This window comes from Streptomyces sp. NPDC043861 (assembly GCF_056435905.1).
The window spans coordinates 407,026-429,317 of record NZ_JBWKDP010000004.1; the positions used below are offsets into that span (position 1 = coordinate 407,026).

Below are 22,292 nucleotides of genomic sequence, written 5' to 3' on the forward strand. Positions count from 1 at the left end.
ACGTCGCCCCGGCACTCCCGGGTGCCGGTGCCGGGCCCACCGTCATGCCTGCTGCACCCGGGAGTCGGACCACACCTGTTGCGCCACGCCTCCATCGGGATCGCGTCGCCCACGACTGTGCCACCGCGAGATCCCCGAACTGCCGCCCGGGGTACGGTCTGCACGTGATCTACCTGATAGGCGGCCCGCCACGGGTGGGCAAGAGCACCCTCGCATGGATGCTGCTGGAACGGGACGGCATCCCGGGATGTCCCACCGACGCTCTGGTCTCGATGCTGCAGCGCGCCGCGCCCCAGCACGGCGTGCGCCACGGCACGCACGCGGACAAGGCCGTACGGGCGCAGCCCTTCCTCCTTGAGTTCGTCCGTGCCACCGCGGAGAGCCTCGACGACTCCGATCCCCTGGACGGCTATGTGGTCGAGGGCGACATCGTCACACCGGCGGCGGCCACCGCCGCCGCCGGTCTCGGGATCCCGCTGAGCTGCGTCTTCCTTGGGAACGCGGAGCTGACCACCCAACACTTGAGGGCCGCCCCGGACTGGCTCGACGGAGCCGATGACACCACCTACCGGGAGATCGCCGCGTGGGTCAGGGAACAGAGCACTGCCCTGCGTGAAGCCTGTGCGGCCGGCGGGCACGTCTACGTCGAGTTGGGGGCCGGCTACGCCCAGGGCCTTGAGAGGGCCTACTCGACACTGGTGGAGAGGCGCTGACCGCCCACCGTCAGCACCCGCGGCGCGGGCGTGTTGGGGGGTCTCCGAACCCGGTGCGCACCCGGAACGCCGTTCCGGCGGGTGCGGACGGCGCGGCAGGTCCCGTAGGACCCGCCGGTGGCGGGGCGGCCACGCGCATGAGCGGGACGCAGCTTGACCCAGGGCCCTCCCTGGCCAGAGGCGTGAGGGGCGCGCCCCGTGGATCCTTCCCGGGCGGTCCGTGGGCCGTCTGTGGGCCGTCAAGCGACGGCCCAGGACGACCAGAGACGCCCATCAACGATCACGGCGGGCCCGGCACAACCACATGCCGGGCCCGTCATCGTGCCGGCTACACCCAGGTGTCGAACCACATCCTGTTGCGCCACTCGTCCATCGGGATCGCGTCGCCCGTGTAGATCGGCCAGAAGTAGATGAAGTTCCAGATGATCAGCAGGACCAGCACGCCCGCACCCACCGCGCCGATCGTCCTGCGCCGTTCGTCCGAGCCCGGTGGGCCGACGATCGCGCCGATCATCATCGCGACCGCGAGACAGAGGAACGGCACGAAGACGACCGCGTAGAAGAGGAAGATCGTGCGTTCCTGGTAGAAGAACCAGGGCAGCCAGCCCGCTGCGACCCCGCAGAGGATCGCGCCCGCCCGCCAGTCGCGGCGGAACGCCCAGCGCCACAGGACGTAGGCGAGTGCGAAGCAGGCCGCCCACCACAGCAGGGGCGTGCCGATCGCCAGGACCTCGCGGGCGCACTTGTCCACCGCCGTGGCCGGGCAGCCGTCCTGGCCGGCGGCCGGGTCCTCGTAGAAGTACGAGACCGGGCGGCCCAGGACGATCCAGCTCCAGGGATTGGACTGGTAGGTGTGACCGGACGTCAGATTGACGTGGAAGTTGTAGACCTCGGTCTCGTAGTGCCAGAGGCTGCGCAGCCAGTCGGGCAGCCAGGTCCAGCTCCCGCCGGGCGACTCCCGCGTGGCCCAGTCGCGGAAGTACCCCTTGTCCGTGACGATCCAGCCCGTCCACGAGGCGACGTACGTGACGATCGCGACCGGCACCGTCGAGACGAACGCCGGCAGGATGTCGCGCCGCAGGACCGCCCGGTACGGCTGTACCGCACCGGCCGTGCGCCGGGCGCCCGCGTCCCACACCACCGTCATCAGGCCGAAGGCGGCCAGGATGTAGAGGCCGTTCCACTTGGTCGCGAACGCCAGGCCCAGCATCAGTCCGGCCGTGATCCGCCACGGCCGCCACCCCAGCCGGAGGTTCTCGGCGATACCGGCGTCCGGCCGCAGCACGCCTTCGTCGTCCACAGGCAGCGCGGCGGAGAGCCGTCGGCGCGCCCAGTCGCGGTCGATGAGCAGACAGCCGAACGCGGCCAGCACGAAGAACATGAGCACCTGGTCGAGCAGGGCGGTGCGGCTCATCACGAAGTGCAGACCGTCCACGGCCAGCAGCGCGCCGGCGAGGCAGCCGAGGAACGTCGAGCGGAACAGCCGCCGCCCGATCCGGCAGAGCATCAGCACCGACAGCGTGCCGAGCACGGCCACCATGAACCGCCAGCCGAACGGCGTGAAGCCGAACAGCTGCTCGCCGATCCCGATGACCCATTTGCCGACCGGCGGGTGCACCACATAGCCCGGCTCCACCGGGACGGCGACCGCGTCCGGATTCGCCAGAATCGACTTGTCGATCTCCTTCGGCCAGGAGCCCTCGTACCCCTGGTTGATCAGTGCCCAGGCGTCCTTCGCGTAGTACGTCTCGTCGAATATCACCGCCTTGGGGCTGCCCAGGTGCCAGAAGCGCAGCACCCCCGCCACCAGGGCCACCAGCAGCGGCCCGCCCCACGCCACCGCGCGCTCCAGGGGCAGCACAGCCGTCGGCGGCACACCGAGCAGCGACCAGAGCCGCGTGGACGGACGGGTGTACGGCGGCACGAGGCGTTCGCGCAGCCCGGGAACGGGCAGCGGCACATGGCCGAATCTGCGCATGCGCTGCTGCCAGGTGGGCGTCTGTTCCACGGCGTCCGTCCCGTGCAGGGCCTGTGGGGCAGTACTGGTCACCGCGCCATCGTAGGGAACGCGCACGCCGTCGTACGGAACGCGCCTGCGCACGAGGGGCCGGTACGTCGTGCATCGGAAGGGTTCCGCCCTGCGAGGATGGCTCCCGTGACTGGATCGGTGACTGGAATGCTCGTACTCGCAGGGACGCCCATCGGCGATGTGGCGGACGCACCGCCGCGGCTGGCGGCGGAGCTGGAGACCGCCGATGTGGTCGCGGCGGAGGACACCCGGCGACTGCGCCGGCTCACCCAGGCGCTCGGGGTGCACACGAGTGGCCGGGTCGTCTCGTACTTCGAGGGCAACGAGGCGTCCCGCACCCCCGAGCTGGTCGAGGCGCTGGAGGGCGGCGCCAGGGTGCTGCTCGTGACCGACGCCGGAATGCCGTCCGTCTCCGACCCCGGCTACCGCCTCGTCGCCGCCGCCGTCGAGAAGGACATCAGGGTCACTGCCGTGCCGGGCCCGTCCGCCGTGCTGACCGCACTGGCGCTGTCCGGGCTGCCCGTGGACCGTTTCTGCTTCGAGGGGTTCCTGCCGCGCAAGGCGGGCGAACGGCTCGGCCGGCTGCGCGAGGTCGCGGACGAGCGGCGCACCCTCGTCTACTTCGAGGCGCCGCACCGCCTCGACGACACCCTGGCCGCCATGGCCGAGGTGTTCGGCCCGGACCGCAGGGCCGCCGTCTGCCGCGAGTTGACGAAGACCTACGAGGAAGTGAAGCGGGGCGGCCTCGGCGAACTGGCCGCGTGGGCGGCCGAGGGCGTACGCGGCGAGATCACCGTCGTCGTGGAGGGCGCCCCGGCCGCCGGCCCCGCCGAGCTGGACGCGGACGAGCTGGTGCGCAGGGTGCGGGTGCGCGAGGAGGCGGGGGAGCGCCGCAAGGAGGCCATTGCGGCGGTGGCCGTGGAGGCGGGGCTGCCCAAGCGGGAGGTGTTCGACGCCGTGGTCGCGGCGAAGAATGCGGAGCGGCAGCCCGGCCAACGGTAAAGGACTAACCTGAAAGGCAAAGCCCAGACCGTGTGACGGGCCTTTCGGGCATGGGAAGGCCAAATTTCCTCCCATCAATCGACAGGCGCTGATGCGCTCCCGCCGAAAAGGGCGTCCACTGGTTCGGTGGAGAGGAGCTCACATGAGCGAGATCACGGGTATCCGTATCGCGCACGAAGCCTATGCCTTCGCCTGTATGCGCTGCGGATACGGCTGGGAGCAGGCATACGAGATAGAGCACCACGCTGACGCCTCGGGGCACGACTTCGTCGTCTACAAGGCCGACGGAACACGCGTTCCGTCGCCGCTGAGCCGGCCGACGTGCCTGAACTGCGGTGGGCACACGGTGCGCATCATGCGGGCGGGTCAGGTCTCGTCGGTGGTGAACCCGCTCAACGCGCATTACCACTATCCCGTCGCACCGGGTATCGCGGGGCCCGTCCCGGCGACGTACTCGTCCGCCGGGAGGACGCCGGAGACGCCGGAGCCCGCGACAGCCCCCGAGGCCGACGCCCCGCGGCCGGCACGGCGCAGGCGCCTGTCAGGTCTGTTCCGCTCCTCGGACCGGGGGAAGCAACCGTAGTAAGGCGGATGGGGGCCGTCCGGCAGCGCCGCCTAGGATCGCAGTCATGAGCCCCCAGTCCGACGCCACCCCTCCACCGCCGCCGGTACCACTGCGTGTGCCGGTCGCGGACTCGCACACCCACCTGGACATGCAGAGCGGAACCGTCGAGGAGGGCCTCGCGAAGGCCGCCTCGGTCGGTGTGACGGTCGTCGTCCAGGTGGGCTGTGACGTCAAGGGCTCCCGCTGGGCCGCGGAGACGGCGGCCGCGTACGAGAACGTGCACGCCGCCGTGGCACTGCACCCGAACGAGGCCCCGCGCATCGTGCACGGCGACCCCGGGTCCCAGCCCTCCGGGGCCGGGGGAGGCCGGGCACGGCAGAGGGCGAGGGAGGCGGGCGGTGAAGCCGCCCTCGACGACGCGCTCGCCGAGATCGACCGGCTGGCCGGCCTCGAGCAGGTGAGGGCGGTAGGGGAGACGGGGCTCGACTTCTTCCGCACCGGACCTGAGGGAGTCGCCGCCCAGGAAGCCTCCTTCCGCGCGCACATCGAGATCGCCAAACGACACGGCAAGGCACTCGTCATTCACGACCGGGACGCGCATGACGATGTGCTCCGCATTCTTGCCGAGGAGGGCGCCCCCGACCGGACCGTGTTCCACTGCTATTCCGGCGACGCGGAAATGGCCCGGATCTGCGCGGACGCCGGTTACTTCATGTCGTTCGCCGGCAATGTGACCTTCAAGAACGCCCAGCCGCTGCGCGACGCGCTCGCGGCCGCCCCGCTGGAACTCGTTCTCGTCGAGACGGATGCGCCCTTTCTGACGCCCGCGCCCTACCGCGGCCGCCCCAACGCGCCCTATCTCATCCCGGTCACGGTCCGCGCGATGGCCGCCGTGCGGGGGATCGACGAAGACACCATGGCGGAGGCGATCGCGGCGAACACGGCGCGTGCGTTCGGCTACTGAGCAGCAGGTCCCGGGGCCTCCGAGGCCATGGAGCGGACCGCCCGCGCACGGCGACACCGGGTGACCGGGGTGCTTTGGAGAGTGACGGGGCTCCGCTAGGGTCCCGGCCTCGTGAGCACTTCGCAGGGCGGTCATCGTGCCGCACCGGACGGGGGCCGCGCCGAGGAGCGCAGTGCTGCCCGCTGCCGCGGAACGGGCCGGTCGTTCGTGTCCGGTTCCGCCGAAGGCCTGCGCCGTATCGTCCCGCAGGCGCTCGTCGTGGCCTTCCTGGCCGGCGGCACCGCACTCTTCGTCGTCGCCGACAAGGAGGTCCGGCTCAGTGTGGACGGGGTGCCCCGCATCCTGCACACCTTTGCCGACGACGTGGACGAGCTGCTTGCCGACGAGGGTCTCGCCGTGGATGCGCACGCCATCGTCGCCCCTGCCGGCGGCACCGCGCTTGCCGACGGCGACGAGGTCGTCGTCCGCTACGGACGGCCCCTCACTCTCACCCTGGACGGCCACCGCCGCCAGGTGTGGACCACCGCCCGCACGGTCGAGGACGCCCTGCGCCAGCTCGGGGTGCGGGCCGACGGCGCCTTCCTGTCCGCGTCCCGCTCCATGCCCATCTCCCGCAAGGGCCTCGCACTGGACGTACGCACCGAGCGGACCGTCACCGTCATCGCCGACGGCCGTGGGCGTACGGTCCGTACGAACGCGGCGACCGTGCGCCGGGCCGTCGAGGAAGCCGGCGTCACCCTGAACGGCCAGGACACCGTCTCCGTGCCGCCCGGCAGCTTCCCTCGTGACGGCCAGGCCGTCACGGTCACACGGATCAGCAGCAGCCGCGAGGTCCGCGAGGAGCCGGTCCCGTACCGCACCGTGAGGACCGCGGACCCGGACCTGCGCGCCGGCACCGAGGTCGTGACACAGCAGGGAAGGGAGGGCGTGCGCCGCGTCACCTACGTGCTGCGCAAAGTCGACGGGGTCAGCCGCAGACCGGAGAGGATCTCCGAGGAGGTCGTGCTCGCGTCCGTGGCCCGGCGGATCAAGGTCGGCACCGGGGCGCGACGCCCGGATTCCGCCGCCGGCACGGCCGGACTCGACTGGAAGGCGCTCGCCGCATGCGAATCGGGCGGCAGGCCCGATGCCGTCGACCCTTCGGGCACCTACGGCGGGCTCTACCAGTTCGACCGTGGCACCTGGCGCTCGCTCGGCGGCAAGGGCAGGCCCCAGGACGCGCCGGTCTGGGAACAGACGTACCGGGCGAAGAAGCTCTACGGGCAGCGGGGGGCGAATCCGTGGCCGCACTGCGGCCGTAGGCTGTACCGGTGAGCACCACCGATCCCGATGCCCTCCTCGGCCCCGCCGACATCCGTGAACTGGCCGCAGCGCTTGGCGTACGCCCCACCAAGCAGCGCGGCCAGAACTTCGTCATCGACGCCAACACGGTCCGCCGGATCGTCCGCACCGCCGAGGTGCGCCCCGACGACGTCGTGGTGGAGATCGGGCCCGGACTCGGCTCGCTCACCCTCGCGCTGCTCGAAGTCGCGGACCGGGTCACGGCCGTCGAGATCGACGATGTGCTCGCGGCCGCGCTGCCCGCGACGATCGCGGCCCGCATGCCGGGGAGGAAGGACCGCTTCGCGCTCGTCCACTCCGATGCCATGCAGGTCCGGGAGCTGCCCGGCCCGGCACCTACCGCGCTCGTCGCGAACCTTCCGTACAACGTGGCCGTGCCGGTGCTGCTGCACATGCTGGAGCGGTTCCCGACCATCGAGCGCACCCTCGTGATGGTGCAGTCGGAGGTCGCCGACCGGCTCGCCGCCCGGCCCGGCAACAAGGTCTACGGAGTCCCGTCCGTCAAGGCCAACTGGTACGCGGAGGTCAAGCGGGCCGGCGCCATCGGCCGCAATGTCTTCTGGCCCGCGCCGAACGTCGACTCGGGGCTCGTGTCGCTGGTGCGCCGCACCGAGCCGGTCAGCACCACGGCCTCCAGAACCGAGGTCTTCGCCGCCGTGGACGCGGCCTTCGCCCAGCGCCGCAAGACCCTGCGTGCCGCGCTCGCCGGCTGGGCGGGTTCCCCGGCCGCCGCCGAGGCCGCGCTCGTCGCGGCCGGGATCTCACCCCAGGCGAGGGGCGAGTCGCTGACGGTGGAGGAATTCGCGCGTATCGCCGAGCACAGGACCGCGTACGCGTCGGAGCACGAGGGGGATTCGGGCAAGTGAGCGTCACCGTACGGGTACCTGCCAAGGTCAACGTCCAGCTGGCCGTCGGCGGCGTCCGGGACGACGGGTACCACGACCTGGCCAACGTCTTCCTCGCCGTCGGGCTGTACGACGAGGTCACCGTCACCCCCGCCGAGTCGCTGACCGTCAGCTGCTCGGGCCCGGACGCGGACCAGGTCCCACTGGACCGGACCAACCTCGCCGCCCGTGCCGCCGAACTGCTCGCCGCCCGGCACGGCATCGACCCGGCCGTCCACATCCACATCGCCAAGGACATCCCCGTCGCCGGCGGTATGGCGGGCGGCAGCGCCGACGGCGCGGGTGCGCTGCTTGCCTGCGACGCGCTGTGGCGGCTGGACTCGCCGACACCGGAACTCCTCGACATCTGCGCCGAGCTCGGCAGCGATGTGCCGTTCAGCCTGGTCGGAGGTGCGGCACTGGGCACCGGCCGGGGGGAGCGGCTCACCGGCCTGCCGGTCGGCGGTGCCTTCCGCTGGGTGTTCGCCGTCGCCGACGGGGGGCTGTCGACGCCCGCCGTGTACCGGGAGTTCGACCGGCTGCACGAGGGCGTGGACGTGCCCGCCCCGGTCGCGTCGTCGACGCTGCTCGACGCCCTGCGCAGCGGGGACGCGGTCGCCCTGGCCGGTGCGCTGGTCAACGATCTGCAGTCCGCAGCGCTCTCCCTGCGCCCGTCCCTCGCGGACACGCTGACGGCCGGTACACAGGCGGGGGCACTCGCCGGACTGGTCTCCGGCTCGGGGCCGACCACGGCCTTCCTTGCGAAGGACGAGACGGCGGCGCAGCAGATCGCCGATGCCCTGCTCGCCTCCGGCACCTGCCGTGCCGCGCGCGTCGCCTCGTCCCCGGCCCGGGGTGCGACACTGCTCCGGCGCCGTGAAGAAGCGCTGTGACGGGGGACTCTCCCGTCGCATCCACTCGTTCACGGAGCACCGGATACTCATACCGGAGTTGAGTACGGGGGCGCTGACGCCCCGGGGGTCCCCGGCGCCAACGTAGCCGTATGGGATCAAGTGTTCGTGAGCTCGCCGAGGCCACCCCGGACACCCGGGACCGCTATGTCGATCTGCTGCGGGTCGCGTCGCTGGGGACGGTGGTGCTCGGCCACTGGCTGATGGCCGCCGTCACGGCCGACGGTGTGGGCAATCTGCTCGCCGTAGTTCCGGAGTTGCAGATCCTCACCTGGGCCCTGCAGATCATGCCGGTGTTCTTCTTCGTCGGCGGCTTCTCGCACGCGCTGTCGTACCGCTCGCTGCGCCGGGGGCAGCCCCGGAGGGCACCGGTGTACGCGGTGTTCCTGCGCGCCCGGTTGCGGCGGCTGCTGCGGCCCACGATGGTCTTCATCGGCGTCTGGGGAGCCGTGGCCTCGGCCGTGCAGCTCCTCGGCGGGGGCGACGGGCTGACCGGGGTGTCGCTCCGGCTCGTGGCCCAGCCGCTGTGGTTCATCGGGATCTATCTGGCGATGGTGGCCTTCACCCCGCCGCTGCTCCGGCTGCACGAGCGGTACGGCTGGGGAGCGTTCGGGGCGCTCGCGGGCGGCGCGGCCTTCGTGGACGTGCTTCGATTCGCGTACGGGGTCCCCTTCGTGGAGTTCCTGAACTTCGGCTTCGTCTGGCTCGCCGTGCACCAGCTGGGCTTCCTGCGGGCGGACGGCCGGCTGCGGTCGCCGTCCGTGCTCGCCCTGGGCGGTCTGGCCGGAGCTGCCGCACTCGTGGCCGTCGGCCCGTATCCGCTCTCCATGGTCGGCATGCCGGGCGAGAAGGTGTCGAACATGGCCCCGCCCACCTTCGCCCTCCTCTGCCACGGCCTGTGGCTCGTCGGAGCGGTCGAACTGCTGCGGGGACCCGGGGCGCGGTTCGTGGCCCGGCCGAGGGTGTGGCGCACGGTCGTCGCCGCCAACGGCATCGCCATGACCGCCTTCCTGTGGCACCTCACCGCCCTGCTCGGGGTCTACGGCGCCCTCCTTGCCGCGGGGGTTCCGCTGCCCGCACCGGCTTCGGCGGCCTGGTGGGCCCACATGCCGCTGCGGATCGCCGCCGCGGTGGCGGTCACTGCTGCCCTCGTCGCCGCCTTCCGCCGTGTCGAGCGGCCCTCGCCGATGCCCTCCACCCCCGGTTCGGGCCCGCTCGCGGCGCTCGGGATCACTCTCTGTCTGTTCGGGGTGCTCGGTCTTTCGACGGTCGGCTTCGGCGGGCTCCTGGAGGGGCACTCGGCCACACTCGTCGCGTTCCCCGTCACCGCCCCGGCCGCCGTGGCGATGACCCTCGGAGGCTGGCTCCTGGTGGAGGGGGCCGGCCGGCGCGGCCGGACCGTCTGACGGGGGCCGCCGGGACCGCGCGGACGGGGCCGCCTCCGCCGACGACTAGGCTGGGAACTCGTTCGATCCCCTCATATGGAGCGTTGATGGCCGTCAACCTGGTCAATGTCGAGGCAGTCAGCAAGGTGTACGGCACCCGTGCCCTGCTCGACGGCGTGTCCCTCGGCGTGTCCGAGGGGGACCGCATCGGAGTCGTCGGGCGCAACGGGGACGGCAAGACCACTCTCATCCGGATGCTCGCCAAGCTGGAGGAGGCCGACACCGGGCGCGTCACCCACAGCGGCGGGCTGCACATCGGGGTGCTCACCCAGCACGACTCGCTCGACCCCGGCGCCACCATCCGGCACGAGGTCATCGGTGACCTCGCCGACCACGAGTGGGCGGGCAACGCCAAGATCCGCGATGTGCTCACCGGGCTGTTCGGCGGTCTGGACCTGCCCGGCTTTCCGCAGGGCCTCGACACCGTCATCGCCCCGCTCTCCGGTGGTGAGCGACGCCGGATCGCGCTCGCCAAGCTGCTCATCGCGGACCAGGACCTGATCGTCCTCGACGAGCCCACGAACCACCTCGACGTGGAGGGCATCGCCTGGCTCGCCCGCCATCTCCCGGCGCGCCGCTCGGCCCTCGTCTGTGTCACGCACGACCGCTGGTTCCTCGATCAGGTCTGCACCCGTATGTGGGACGTCCAGCGCGGCACGGTCTACGAGTACGAGGGCGGCTACTCGGACTATGTCTTCGCGCGCGCCGAGCGCGAGCGCATCGCCGCGACCGAGGAGACCAAGCGGCAGAACCTCGTCCGCAAGGAGCTGGCATGGCTGCGGCGGGGTGCCCCCGCCCGCACGTCGAAGCCGCGCTTCCGCGTCGAGGCCGCCAATGAGCTGATCAAGGACGTGCCGCCGCCGCGCGACACGTCCGAGCTGATGAAGTTCGCCTCGTCCCGGCTCGGCAAGACCGTGTTCGACCTGGAGAACGTGACCGTCCAGGCGGGACCGAAGGTGCTGCTCAAGCATCTGACGTGGCAGCTCGGCCCCGGCGACCGGATCGGTCTCGTGGGGGTGAACGGTGCGGGCAAGACCTCGCTGCTGCGCGCCATGGCCGAGGCGGCCCGCAGCGACGGCGAGAAGCAACCGAGCTCTGGTCGGATCGCCACCGGCAGGACCGTGAAGCTGGCCTATCTCTCCCAGGAGGTTGCCGAACTCGACCCGGCCCTGCGGGTGCTGGAGGCCGTCCAGCAGGTGCGCGACCGTGTCGACCTCGGCAAGGGCCGGGAGATGACGGCGGGGCAGCTCTGCGAGCAGTTCGGCTTCTCGAAGGAGAAGCAGTGGACGCCGGTCGGCGATCTCTCGGGCGGTGAGCGGCGCCGGCTCCAGCTGCTGCGGCTTCTCATGGACGAGCCGAACGTGCTCTTCCTCGACGAGCCCACCAACGACCTGGACATCGAGACACTCACCCAGCTCGAGGACCTGCTCGACGGCTGGCCGGGGTCGATGATCGTCATCTCCCACGACCGTTTCTTCGTCGAGCGGACGACGGACCGGGTGTTCGCGCTGCTCGGCGATGGCGCGCTGCGGATGCTGCCACGCGGTATCGACGAATACCTCGAGCGCCGGCAGAAGATGATCGAGGCCGCGGCTCCTTCGCCGTCCGCGGCGCCCGCCAAATCCGCGGCTCCGGAGAAATCCGCCGCTGACGTACGCGCAGCGAAGAAGGAACTCCAGAAGATCGAGCGTCAGTTGGACAAGGTCTCCGACAAGGAGAGCAAGCTGCACTCGCAAATCGCCGAAAACGCCACCGACTTCGAGAAGGTGGCGAAACTCGACGCGGAGCTGCGTGAACTCGCAGATGAGCGCGAAGGGTTGGAGATGCGCTGGCTGGAGCTCGCCGAGGACGCCTGAACGGGCGCGCGGAGAAGGTGTACAGAGCCGGTAACGGCGGCATCACGGGCCGGTCCTCCCTTGGGTACAGGGGCGGACCGGCCCGGCTTTTGGCGTCACCCGAGTGATACAAAGAAGGCCCGCTCGAATGACGTAACGTTGCGCCATCCACGTCCGATTCGCTCCTTTCCTTACGGCAAATGCCCTGAGGAATCGCGGGGGAGGCCGGTCGGGCTGTGGACCGCACGAAGGGGGGAGCGCTGACATGACTCAGCCGCCCAGCCAGCAACCGCCGCAGGGAGGCCAGGGCCACGAAGGGCCTTCGCCGGACCAGCAGAACCAGGTCCCCCAGGCACCGGGGCAGCCGCCCCAGATGCCGCCGGTCCCGCCCCAGGCCCCTCCGGCGGCCCCGCAGCCCGGTTACGGCTACCCGCAGCAGGCGCCGGGGCAGCCCGGCCCGTACAACCAGCCCGGCCCGTACGGCCAACAGCCCGGCCCGTACAACCAGCCCGGCCCGTACGGCCAGCAGCCGGGTCCGTACGGCCAGCAGCCCGGCCCCTACGGCAGCCCCCAGGGCGGTTACGGCTACCCCAACCAGCCGCAGTACCCCGGCGCCCCCGTCCCGCCGCCTCCCGGCGCGGGCGGCGGAAACCCCTTCAAGGGCAAGCCCGGTGTCGTCATCGGCGCGGCCGTGGCCGCCCTCCTGGTGGTCGTCGGCGGCGGCACCTGGTTCGCGCTGAGCGGCGGTGACGACGACACGAAGCCCAGGGCCAAGCAGAGCACGGGCCCCCAGCCGACCGGTTCGGAGTCCGTGGACCAGGGCGACGGCAGCGGTGACGGCGGCGGTGACGGCGACAACGGTGAGGAAGACCTCAACGCCGGGCGCAAGCCGGGCGAGGCGAAGGTCCTGTGGCTCGCCAAGAACGACGTCGACCTGCCGCGCAACGGCGCAGAGGTGCACGGTCCGTGGGTCGTCGGCGACACCGTCGTCAAGGGCATGTACAAGGAGCTCGTGGGCTACTCGGCCACCGACGGCAAGAAGAAGTGGACCCTTCCTTTCCCTGCCGAGCTGTGCGCCGCGGCGCCGCAGACCACGACCGACGGCAAGCTGGTCGTCGCCTACAAGGACGCCGAGGGCGACAAGGCCAACTGCACCCAGGTGCAGATGGTCGACGCCAACACCGGCAAGGGCGGCTGGAAGAAGACCATCGTCAAGAAGGGACTGTGGGACTTCACCTCCGACATCACGCTGGCCATCAGCGGTGGCACCGTGACCGCGGCCCGCACCGGCAACGCCGAAGCGTTCCGGGTCAGCGACGGCAAGGAGCTGTTCGGCAAGCTGCCGGGCAACTGCCAGCCGCAGGCGTTCGCCGGCGGTCCCAAGCTGATCGCCGCCGAGACCTGTCCGACGAGCGGCGGCAAGTCCCAGGAGCAGGTCCAGGAGCTCGATCCGGTCACCGGCAAGGCCAGGTGGACGTACCCGGTCAAGGCGGGCTGGGAGGTGGACAAGGTCTACTCGGTGAACCCGCTGGTGATCTCCCTGACCCACCGCGAGGACAAGAAGTGGAGCGTCATCGCGCTCAACGCGAACGGCACGCCCCGCTCGCAGATCGACGGCGGCAAGGACAAGTACCAGCCCCGCTGCGGTAGTTCCTTCATCGTCTTCGGCGCCCAGCTGGAGGGCTGCACCGGCGTCGCGGCGGACGCCGGCACCTTCTACATGGCGACCGAGGCCCAGACATCCGGCACGGCGCGAACCAACGCGGTGGTCGCCTTCGACCTCGGCACGGGCAAGCGGAAGTGGCGTGCCGAGGCGCCCGAAGGCCGTACCGTGTCGCCGCTGCGGATGGAGGGGGCGAACGTGCTCCTCTACATGGAGCCCTCGTACGACCAGGGTGGCGCGGTCGCGACCCTGGCGCCGACGGGCGGCAAGCCGAAGGTCATCCAGCAGCACTCCGCGTCCACCGTGTCGGCCGAGCGCGACTTCTGGTCGCCGAAGATGGTCTACCAGGACGGCCGGTTCTACATCGCCAGCGGCCGGGTCTCCGCGACCAGCGACGCCGAGGAGAAAGAGACCAAGACGATCATGGCCTTCGGGAAGTAGAGGCCCCGGAAACCGATGACTCATCACCATCATCCACCGACTCCGCCTGGACACAACCAGCCGGGCCCCCAGGCGCCGCAGGCGGGTCCCTACGGCAGCCTGAACCCGTACGGAGGCACTCAGGCGCCGGGCCCCGTGCCTCCCGGACCGGCCATGCCCGCCGCTCCGGCCCGGCGGCGGCTCACCGGCCGGCCCGCGATGCTGCTCGCCGCGGGCCTGGCCGCACTGCTGGCGGTCGGCGGCGGCACCTGGTTCGCCCTGTCCGGCGACGACGACAGGACCGCCGTCACCGCGAAGGACAAGAAGCCCGCGGCAGGGGCCAGTCCGAGCCCTTCCGGGAGCGCTCGCGGAGGACAGAAGGCGGACGACGTACCGCCCGGTTCCTCGGCACCCGACGCCGCCGTGGCCGCCCGCCTCAACACCGGTCGCAAGCCCGGCGACGCCAAGGTGCAGTGGTACCGCGCCAACGATGTGGACGTGCCCGCTCTGGGCGGCGATGTGTTCGGCCCCTGGATCGTCGGGGACACCGTCGTCACCGCCATGTACCGCACGATCACGGCCCATTCGGTGGCCGACGGCACCCTCAAGTGGAGCCTGCCGCTGGGCACCGGTATCTGCCGGGCCCCACAGCACGCCTCTCCGGACGGGAAGATCGTCATCGCCGTGGAGGAGCAGCCAGGCAAGGACGGCGACGAGTGCCGCTCGCTGCGGATGATCGACCTCCGTACGGGCAAGCAGGGCTGGCAGCAGAAGATCGTCAAGGAGGGCAACTTCGACTGGTTCGACGAGTACTCCATCACCATCACGGGGAACACCGTCACCGCCGGCCGGCACGACCACTCGACCGCCTACCGGCTCAGCGACGGCAAGCAGATGTTCGGCCGCTGGAAGGACAGCACCTGCCAGCCGTACGCGTACGCGAGTGACGGGACGACACTCGCCGCCGCCGTCGCCTGCCCGTTCAAGAACAAGGACCACACCAAGCCGCAGGAGGAGGTCCACGGGATCGACCCGGCAACCGGAGCCTCCCGGTGGAAGTACCGGCTGCCCGTCGGCTACGCGGTCGACCACGTCTACTCGGTCAAGCCCCTGGTCGTCTCGGCCACCGACCAGGCGGGCAACAGGCACGGTGTGCTCGTGCTCAATGACAACGGGACGAAGCGCAGCTCGCTCAAGGGGAATGACCAGTACGCCACCGGGTGCGCCGACGCGCTGTCCGACGAAGGCAATCTGCAGTCCTGTCAGGTGGTCGTGGACGGCAACACCCTCTACATGGCCACTGCCGAGGCGAGCCTGCGCAAGGGCAACGAGATCGTCGCCTTCAACCTGGACACCGGTACCGAGGTGCGGCGCATCAAGGCCCCCGGCAGGCACACGATCATGCCCCTGCGCATGGAGGGGAAGAACCTGATCGTCCACACCAGGGCGACCCTGGACGAGAAGGCGTCGGGTGCGGTGGCCTCCGTGGCGCCGGGCGGTACCCGGCCGCGCGACCTGCTCCGGTTCCCGCTGCGGACCGCCGACACCGAGTGGCGGTTCTCCAGCCCCAGGACGGTGTACGAGAACGGCCGCTTCATTCTCGTGAACCACAGCATCACCGGCATGGACGACGAGAAGGAGAAGGAGAGTCCGACGATGATGGCCATCGGCGAGTGATCCCGCCCGGGTGCACGCCCCGGACCCGGCCCCCCGACTCCCTTCCCTGCAGAGGTACCCACGCATGACACAGCCACCACAGCCGCCGAACCAGCCCCAGCAGCCGCCGAACCAGCCGCCGAACCAGCCCCAGCAGCCACCGCAGGGCGGCTTCGGCGCACCGCAGGACCCTCCCCCCGGCGGGTTCGGCGCGCCCACTCCGCCGCCGGACCCGGGTTACGGCTATCCCGGGACGCCCCCGCCGGGCCAGCCCGCCGGGTACGGCTATCCCCAGGCGCCGGGCCAGTCCATGGGCCAGCAGCCGTACGGCAACGGCTACGGCTACCCCGGTCAGCAGCCCGTACAGCCGCAGTATGCGCCTCCACCCGGGCCGGGGAAGAAGCTCAGCACCCAGGCGCAGATCATCATTGCTGCGGTCGTCGCGGTGGTCCTGATCGTCGGCACCGGCATCTGGTACGCCTCCACCAAGGGTGACGGGGACGCGAACAACCAGGCGCGGAACGGCTCGCAGCAGACGAAGGGCGACGGGGACAAGCCCGCGGGCGGGACCGAGAAGGTCCCGTCCGACCCCAAGTCGAAGACGCTGGTCAACGTTCCCCAGCCCAAGGTCGAGGACCTCGTGGACGTCGGGGGCTCCTGGCTCACCGACACGGTCTATGCCAAGTCCGACGTACTCAAGGTCGTCGGCTACGAGCTGACCAGCGGAAGTGTGAAGTGGACGCTCCCGCTCCAGGGTCAGGTCTGCGGCGCTTCCAGGCATGTCGCCGGAAACAGGACCGCGATCCTCTTCGAGCCCTCCAAGCGCAAGAACAAGAACGACCACAAGGACTGCTCCGAGGTCGGCGTCATCGACCTCGACGCGGGCAGGATGGTGTGGAGCGAATCCGCCAAGGGCGCCAACAGCGGTGACCAGAAGGTCGACTTCCAGGAGGTCACCATCAGCGGGAGCACCGTCGCCGCCGGCGGGCTCCAGGGCGGCGCGGCCTGGAACCTCGCCGACGGCAAGAGCCTGTGGACGCCCACGGCAGACAACAACGCCTGCTACGACGCCGGCTACGGAGGCGGCGAGGCCCTCGCGGCGGTGCGCAAGTGCGGCGACTACGACAACCGGTACCTGCTCATCCAGAACCTGAACCCGAAGACGGGCGCGCCCCTGTCCACGTACAAGATGCCCGCCGGTGTCGAGTACGCGAGCATCGTGTCCACCAAGCCGCTGGTCGTCGCCGCCGACGTCGGTGACACCGCGGGTGACGGCAGCGGTATCTCGGACTACTTCTCCATCGACGAGAAGACCGGCAAGCTGAAGGTGAAGATCGCGGCGGACGCCGATCGGTACGGTGCGGAGTGCCGCTCCACCGAGGTCGAGTCGTGCCATCTGGCGGTCGTCGGCAACGGCCGGCTGTACCTGCCCACCGAGGAGCACGAGGGCACCGGCGAGTACGGCGACACCAACGAGATCGTCTCGTTCGACCTCACCACCGGGAAGGCGACGGCGGACAAGGCCGATGCGGGCGACCGGTACACGCTGTTCCCGCTGCGCATGGACGGCTCCGACATCATCGCCTACAAGTGGCCGCCGTACGACAGGGGCGGACGGATCGTCAGCATCGACTCACGGACGATGAAGCAGACCGTGCTCATGGAGAACCCGGGCGAGGAGAGCATCCGCGACGCGGAGACCAGCTTCTCGGTGGACGACGCGGAGGTCCTGTACGGAAACGGCCGGCTGTTCCTGGCCGAGACGCTCATCAGCAAGCCGTACAGCGACGACGCCAGCCGCAAGGACTATCTGTTCGTCTCCTACACCACCGGCTGATGTGCCGGGGCGCGGTACCGCCCGTGGATCCGTGCGGTACCGCGCCCCGTCATCGCTCTTCGTGCCGCCCCGCTATGAGATCGACGAGTCGTCGAACGGCGCGTTCATCACCTTCGAGGCGTGGCAGCTCTGGATGACGTTGTTGCTGGCCTTGATCTTGCAGACCTCGAACCAGGCGCTCTTGATCCAGCCGCCGGGCTGGGCGTACGTCACCCAGCCGGCCTCGTCCTGCCCGCTGGGGATGGTGCGCATCTTCCAGGTGATCCTGCCCGCTGCGCCGTCCGTGACGAGGCGGACGCCAATGGCGTAGCCGTCCGTGGCCTTGTCCTTGACGTGGATCTGCACCGGGTCGAGCCGGTACGGGTTGAGCCTCCAGCCCAGAACCACGTTGCCCCAGTAGGCGGATGCCGAGACGGTTTCCTCGGTCCTGTTCGAGGCCGCGGCGGCGGGGCTCGCCATGAGCGGGGTGACCACGGCTGCCAGCGCTGCGGCCGTGGCGACCAGGCTCTTCCTGAAACGCAAGACTTCTCCCTGATATGTGTTCGTACGCAGGATCGGCACTTTACCCGCTCTTCGGGAGTATTCGATTAGGCGTCAACTCACCGCGGATCTGCCCGCATTAGGCATTCTGGGGGGCTTCTGGCACGTAAGGGGCGCGCAACGTCGAACAAGCGTGTAGCTTGCCGGGTCAGTAGGGCTGGGGGGCCGGGGGGCCGACTCCAGGGGTTATGGGGGGAGTTGCTCGATGGGTGTGCGGCTCGTGGTGGTCGACGATCACCGACTGCTCGCCGAGGCACTCGCGTCGGCGCTGAAGCTGCGCGGGCACCGTGTGCTCGCGGCGGCGGCGCCGACGGCGGGGGCGGCCGAACTCGTCGTCTCCAGGGCACCGGAGGTGTGCCTGCTGGGAACGGCGACACCGGCGGAGCCAGGGGTCTTCGAGCCGATCGTGCGGATCAAGCGGGAGCGCCCGCAGATGGCGGTGATCGTGCTGGGCCCCGTTCCGTCGCCGCGCGGGATCGCGGCGGCGTTCGCGGCCGGTGCGTCCGGCTACGTACGCCACGACGAGCGGATCGAAGGCGTCGAGCGGGCCATGATGAAGGCCCGTTCGGGCGAGGCGGCGGTGGCGCCCCAGTTGCTCCAGGGCGCCTTCACCGAGCTGCTCAATCCGGCTGCCCAGCCGGACGACGAGGGCCAGCGGCTGCTCCAGATGCTCACGCCGCGGGAGGTGGAGGTGCTGGTCCGGGTGGCGGAGGGTGAGGACACCCGGCAGATCGCGTCGGGCATGGGCATAGCCCCCAGTACGGCCCGTACGCATGTCCAGCGTGTGCTCATGAAACTGGGCGTGGGCTCCCGTCTGGAGGCCGCCGCGCTGGCGGCCCGCACGGGACTGCTGGACCGCGCGCCGGTGCCCCGCCAGGGTGCGGCCGAACCTCCCGAAGGGCACTGACCGGCCGCCCTGGACCGCACGCACCGGCCGGCCGGCCCAGGCTGAGCGCACTGACCGGCCTGCCGGCCCGAACTGTGCGCACTGACCGGACGCCCTGGACCGCACGCACCGGCCGGCCGTCCGGCCCGTACATCGGGCGAACTCGGCTGCCGCGGCATGCCCATTGACGTGATCTGTTCGGTCGTGCTTCTTTGTGTGGGCTTCTGTTTGCTTGTGTCCATGGGAGGAGAGCCGGTGTGAAGAAGACGGCGACCAGGCTCGCCGACGGCCGGGAGCTGCTCTACTACGACCGCCGTGACGACACCGTCAGGGAAGCCGTCGACCGGCGGCCGCTCGACACCGTGGCCACCACCGCCGAGATCCGCCACGACCCACTGCTCGGCGACGCGGTCGCCGTCGCCTCCCACCGCCAGGGCCGTACCTACCACCCGCCCGTCGGCGAGTGCCCCCTCTGTCCGTCCCGGGACGGCTGGCTCAGCGAGATCCCCGACAGCGACTACGACGTCGTCGTGTTCGAGAACCGCTTCCCCTCACTCGCCGGGGACTCCGGCCGCTGCGAAGTCGTCTGCTTCACCCCCGACCACCACGCCTCGTTCGCCGCTCTCACCGAGGAGCGGACGGCCCTCGTCCTGGACGTCCTGACCGACCGCACCGCGGAACTCTCCGGGCTCCCGCAGGTCAGACAGGTGTACTGCTTCGAGAACCGGGGCGCGGAGATCGGCGTGACGCTGGCTCATCCGCACGGGCAGATCTATGCGTATCCCTTCGTCACCCCCCGTACCGCCCTCATGCAGCGGTCGGTCGCCGGACACCTCGCCGCCACAGGCCGCAATCTCTTCGACGACACCGTCGAGCGGGAGCTCGCCGACTCCGTCCGGGTGGTTCTGGAAGGTGCGCACTGGGTGGCGTTCGTCCCGTACGCGGCGCGCTGGCCGTACGAGGTCCATCTCTATCCGCGGCGCAGGGTGCCGGATCTGCTGGGGCTCGACGGCGCGGCGCGCACAGAGTTCCCACAGGTCTATCTGGAACTCTTGAGGCGCTTCGACCGGATCTTCGGTGCGGACGCGCTGCCGACGCCGTACATCGCCGCCTGGCACCAGGCGCCGTTCGGTGACGGACAGCGAGGTGATTTCGCACTGCACCTCGAGCTTTTCACCGTCCGCCGCACTTCCGGAAAGCTGAAGTTCCTCGCCGGTTCCGAGTCCGGCATGAGCGTGTTCACCAACGATGTGCGGCCCGAGGCGGCGGCCCAGCGACTGCGAGAGGTAGCGAGCACATGAGCAAGTACCTGGTGACGGGTGGTGCCGGCTATGTCGGCAGTGTCGTGGCCGCTCATCTGCTGGAGGCGGGGCACGAGGTGACCGTGCTCGACGACCTCTCCACGGGCTTTCGCGAGGCAGTGCCGGACGGTGCCTTGTTCATCGAGGGCCGCGTCCAGGACGCCGCCCGCTGGCTCGGCCCCTCGTACGACGGCGTGCTCCACTTCGCCGCGTTCTCGCAGGTCGGCGAGTCGGTCGTGAACCCGGAGAAGTACTGGCTGAACAACGTCGGCGGGACCACCGCGCTGCTTGCCGCGATGCGCTCCGCAGGAGTGCGCAAGCTGGTCTTCTCGTCCACGGCCGCCACCTACGGGGAGCCGCTCCGCACGCCGGTCACCGAGGCCGCACCGACGGCCCCGACCAGCCCGTACGGTGCGTCCAAACTGGCCGTCGACCACATGATCGGCGGGGAGTGCACCGCGCACGGGCTGGCCGCGGCGTCGCTGCGCTACTTCAACGTGGCCGGCGCCTACGGCAGCTGCGGCGAGCGTCATGACCCCGAGTCGCACCTCATTCCGCTCGTCCTCCAGGTCGTACTCGGTGCGCGGGAGTCGATCTCGGTCTACGGCGACGACTACCCGACCCCCGACGGCACCTGTGTGCGTGACTACATCCATGTCGCCGACCTGGCCGAGGCACATCTGCTCGCCATGGACAGGATCACCCCGGGCGAGCATCTGATCTGCAACCTGGGCAACGGCAACGGCTTCTCGGTCCGTGAGGTCATCGAGACCGTGCGCAAGGTGACGGGCCACGCCGTCCCCGAGGTGTCCGCGGGCCGCCGCGCCGGTGACCCGGCCGTGCTGGTCGCCTCCGCCGCCACCGCGCACGAGCTGCTGGACTGGAGCCCCTCCCGGGCGGACCTCGCGGGCATCGTCGCGGACGCGTGGGAGTTCGCGCGCGAGAGGCGGCAGAGGGCGACGCCGGGGTGAGCGTCGCCGGCCGGTTCAGGGAGCTCTACGGGTACGCCCCCGAAGGTGTGTGGGCCGCGCCCGGCAGGGTCAATCTGATCGGTGAGTACACCGACTTCAACGACGGCTTCGTGCTGCCACTCGCCCTTCCGCACACCGTCGTCGCGGCGGTGGCGCGGCGCTCCGACGGAGTACTGCGCGTCCACTCGGCCGATCTGGAGCAGGGCGTCGTGGAACTGGCGGCCGACCGACCGGCACCCCACCCCGACTCGGCCTGGGCCGCGTACCCGGCCGGCGTGCTCCGGGCACTGCGGGAGGCCGGGCACCAGGTCACCGGGGCGGACATCCATCTCGCGGCCACCCTGCCCGCCGGCGCGGGGCTCTCCTCGTCGGCGGCACTGGAGGTCGTCGTCGCGGTCGCCCTGAACGATCTCCATGGACTCGGTCTGGGGCGGGAGCGGCTGGCGCTGCTCGCGCAGCGCGCGGAGAACGCGTTCGTGGGCGTTCCGTGCGGGGTCATGGACCAGATGGCGTCGGCCTGCTGCATCGAGGGCCACGCCCTCTTCCTCGACACCCGTGACCTCACCGCTCGTCAGGTCCCCTTCGATCCGGGGGCAAAGGGCCTGTGCCTCCTGGTGGTCGACACCCGTGTCCGGCACACGCTCGGGGACGGCGCGTACGCGCAGCGGCGCGCCGGGTGCGAGAACGGTGCGCGGGCGCTCGGTGTACGCACGCTGCGCGAGGTCCCGTACGCACAATTGCCCGACGCCCTCGCGCGTTTGGGCGACGAAACGACTCGCCGGTACGTCCGTCATGTCGTGACCGACAACCACCGCGTGGAGCGGACGGTCGCGCTCCTCGACGCTGGTGACCTCCGTGCCGTCGGTCCGGTCCTCACGGAAGGGCATGCCTCGCTCCGGGACGATCTGCGCGTCTCCTGCGAGGAGCTGGACCTGGCGGTCGCCACGGCGAACGCGGCCGGCGCGCTCGGTGCGCGGATGACCGGCGGCGGTTTCGGCGGTTCGGCGGTCGTCCTGGTCGAGCAGGACACGACCGAAGCGGTGACCGAGGCGGTCGAGGACGCCTTCGCGGCGGCGGGACACGGCGCGCCGAGGATCCTCCGCGCGGTCCCCTCGGGCGGTGCGCGCCGCATCGCGTGAGGGGAAGGAGCGGGTGTGCAGTCGACCGTCCGACCGGGAATCGGATCGATCTCTGTCAACTTCCGTCTCAGTTCAGAACATCAGGCACACGCCAAACACCCTGGCCGACCAGTTCTGCAAATGCCCTTCCCCTCCCGGCACCCGGCCCTACTCTGATGCACAGCACCGGTGGGGGCCGGTGCCGGTCAGG

General features: G+C 70.7%; 18 protein-coding genes. 16 read left to right on the top strand and 2 right to left on the bottom strand.

What is annotated here, in order from left to right; translation table 11 throughout:
* Positions 1-164: 164 nt before the first annotated feature.
* The gene (locus AC068D_RS12675) at positions 165-713 is read left to right on the top strand and encodes a hypothetical protein (protein WP_478822972.1); all 549 of its coding nucleotides are present in this window, start codon (positions 165-167) and stop codon (positions 711-713) included.
* A 328-nt stretch (positions 714-1,041) separates the two neighbouring features.
* Here AC068D_RS12675 and AC068D_RS12680 read toward each other — a convergent pair whose 3' ends face one another.
* Positions 1,042-2,763 (bottom strand): dolichyl-phosphate-mannose--protein mannosyltransferase, encoded by a 1,722-nt coding sequence (locus AC068D_RS12680; protein ID WP_478822973.1) that lies wholly within the window; start codon positions 2,761-2,763, stop codon positions 1,042-1,044.
* Positions 2,764-2,859: 96 nt separating this feature from the next.
* Here AC068D_RS12680 and rsmI point away from each other — a divergent pair, with 96 nt between their 5' ends.
* From rsmI to AC068D_RS12735, 11 genes are all read left to right on the top strand, one after another.
* On the top strand, positions 2,860-3,744 hold the full coding sequence (gene rsmI, locus AC068D_RS12685; RefSeq protein WP_478822974.1) for a 16S rRNA (cytidine(1402)-2'-O)-methyltransferase: 885 nt from the start codon (positions 2,860-2,862) through the stop codon (positions 3,742-3,744).
* Between the two features lie 142 nt (positions 3,745-3,886).
* The gene (locus AC068D_RS12690; protein ID WP_478822975.1) at positions 3,887-4,327 is read left to right on the top strand and encodes a hypothetical protein; all 441 of its coding nucleotides are present in this window, start codon (positions 3,887-3,889) and stop codon (positions 4,325-4,327) included.
* Positions 4,328-4,373: 46 nt separating this feature from the next.
* Entirely contained in the window at positions 4,374-5,273 is a 900-nt protein-coding gene (locus AC068D_RS12695) for a TatD family hydrolase (RefSeq protein ID WP_478822976.1), read from the top strand.
* Between the two features lie 111 nt (positions 5,274-5,384).
* On the top strand, positions 5,385-6,587 hold the full coding sequence (locus AC068D_RS12700) for a ubiquitin-like domain-containing protein (RefSeq protein WP_478822977.1): 1,203 nt from the start codon (positions 5,385-5,387) through the stop codon (positions 6,585-6,587).
* Positions 6,584-7,480: a 16S rRNA (adenine(1518)-N(6)/adenine(1519)-N(6))-dimethyltransferase RsmA gene (gene rsmA / locus AC068D_RS12705; protein WP_478822978.1), complete on the top strand. Its 897-nt coding sequence runs from the start codon at positions 6,584-6,586 to the stop codon at positions 7,478-7,480. Before AC068D_RS12700 ends, rsmA begins: the two co-directional genes overlap by 4 nt.
* Positions 7,477-8,391, top strand: coding sequence for a 4-(cytidine 5'-diphospho)-2-C-methyl-D-erythritol kinase (locus AC068D_RS12710; RefSeq protein WP_478822979.1), 915 nt, complete (start codon positions 7,477-7,479; stop codon positions 8,389-8,391). The genes rsmA and AC068D_RS12710 overlap by 4 nt, the downstream gene beginning before the upstream one ends.
* A gap of 110 nt (positions 8,392-8,501) precedes the next feature.
* Positions 8,502-9,815: an acyltransferase family protein gene (locus tag AC068D_RS12715; RefSeq protein ID WP_478822980.1), complete on the top strand. Its 1,314-nt coding sequence runs from the start codon at positions 8,502-8,504 to the stop codon at positions 9,813-9,815.
* An 86-nt stretch (positions 9,816-9,901) separates the two neighbouring features.
* Positions 9,902-11,710, top strand: a complete 1,809-nt coding sequence (locus tag AC068D_RS12720) for an ABC-F family ATP-binding cassette domain-containing protein (protein WP_478822981.1) — start codon at positions 9,902-9,904, stop codon at positions 11,708-11,710.
* Positions 11,711-11,954: 244 nt separating this feature from the next.
* Positions 11,955-13,793: an outer membrane protein assembly factor BamB family protein gene (locus AC068D_RS12725; RefSeq protein WP_478822982.1), complete on the top strand. Its 1,839-nt coding sequence runs from the start codon at positions 11,955-11,957 to the stop codon at positions 13,791-13,793.
* A 153-nt stretch (positions 13,794-13,946) separates the two neighbouring features.
* The gene (locus AC068D_RS12730) at positions 13,947-15,449 is read left to right on the top strand and encodes an outer membrane protein assembly factor BamB family protein (RefSeq protein WP_478822983.1); all 1,503 of its coding nucleotides are present in this window, start codon (positions 13,947-13,949) and stop codon (positions 15,447-15,449) included.
* A 64-nt stretch (positions 15,450-15,513) separates the two neighbouring features.
* Complete coding sequence (locus tag AC068D_RS12735; protein ID WP_478822984.1) at positions 15,514-17,265, top strand: proline-rich domain-containing protein; 1,752 nt, start codon at positions 15,514-15,516, stop codon at positions 17,263-17,265.
* Between the two features lie 72 nt (positions 17,266-17,337).
* Here the strand turns inward: AC068D_RS12735 and AC068D_RS12740 are convergent, their stop codons facing one another.
* Positions 17,338-17,787, bottom strand: coding sequence for a hypothetical protein (locus tag AC068D_RS12740; protein WP_478822985.1), 450 nt, complete (start codon positions 17,785-17,787; stop codon positions 17,338-17,340).
* A gap of 223 nt (positions 17,788-18,010) precedes the next feature.
* Between AC068D_RS12740 and AC068D_RS12745 the strand changes: the two genes are divergently transcribed.
* The 4 genes from AC068D_RS12745 to galK all read left to right on the top strand — a co-directional run bounded on the left by AC068D_RS12745 (position 18,011) and on the right by galK (position 22,102).
* Complete coding sequence (locus tag AC068D_RS12745) at positions 18,011-18,712, top strand: helix-turn-helix transcriptional regulator (RefSeq protein ID WP_478822986.1); 702 nt, start codon at positions 18,011-18,013, stop codon at positions 18,710-18,712.
* Between the two features lie 236 nt (positions 18,713-18,948).
* Complete coding sequence (gene galT, locus AC068D_RS12750) at positions 18,949-19,992, top strand: galactose-1-phosphate uridylyltransferase (protein ID WP_478822987.1); 1,044 nt, start codon at positions 18,949-18,951, stop codon at positions 19,990-19,992.
* Positions 19,989-20,963 (top strand): UDP-glucose 4-epimerase GalE, encoded by a 975-nt coding sequence (galE, locus tag AC068D_RS12755; protein ID WP_478822988.1) that lies wholly within the window; start codon positions 19,989-19,991, stop codon positions 20,961-20,963. The genes galT and galE overlap by 4 nt, the downstream gene beginning before the upstream one ends.
* On the top strand, positions 20,918-22,102 hold the full coding sequence (galK, locus tag AC068D_RS12760) for a galactokinase (protein WP_478822989.1): 1,185 nt from the start codon (positions 20,918-20,920) through the stop codon (positions 22,100-22,102). Before galE ends, galK begins: the two co-directional genes overlap by 46 nt.
* The last annotated feature ends 190 nt before the right edge of the window (positions 22,103-22,292 follow it).

Bases quoted from the DNA above. Each gene is read 5' to 3' on its own strand.
- rsmI (WP_478822974.1), top strand. From the start codon at position 2,860: ATGGCTCCCGTGACTGGATCGGTGACTGGAATGCTCGTACTCGCAGGG.
- AC068D_RS12690 (WP_478822975.1), top strand. From the start codon at position 3,887: ATGAGCGAGATCACGGGTATCCGTATCGCGCACGAAGCCTATGCCTTC.
- AC068D_RS12695 (WP_478822976.1), top strand. From the start codon at position 4,374: ATGAGCCCCCAGTCCGACGCCACCCCTCCACCGCCGCCGGTACCACTG.
- AC068D_RS12715 (WP_478822980.1), top strand. From the start codon at position 8,502: ATGGGATCAAGTGTTCGTGAGCTCGCCGAGGCCACCCCGGACACCCGG.
- AC068D_RS12720 (WP_478822981.1), top strand. From the start codon at position 9,902: ATGGCCGTCAACCTGGTCAATGTCGAGGCAGTCAGCAAGGTGTACGGC.
- AC068D_RS12725 (WP_478822982.1), top strand. From the start codon at position 11,955: ATGACTCAGCCGCCCAGCCAGCAACCGCCGCAGGGAGGCCAGGGCCAC.
- AC068D_RS12730 (WP_478822983.1), top strand. From the start codon at position 13,947: ATGCCCGCCGCTCCGGCCCGGCGGCGGCTCACCGGCCGGCCCGCGATG.
- AC068D_RS12735 (WP_478822984.1), top strand. From the start codon at position 15,514: ATGACACAGCCACCACAGCCGCCGAACCAGCCCCAGCAGCCGCCGAAC.
- AC068D_RS12745 (WP_478822986.1), top strand. From the start codon at position 18,011: ATGGGTGTGCGGCTCGTGGTGGTCGACGATCACCGACTGCTCGCCGAG.
- galE (WP_478822988.1), top strand. From the start codon at position 19,989: ATGAGCAAGTACCTGGTGACGGGTGGTGCCGGCTATGTCGGCAGTGTC.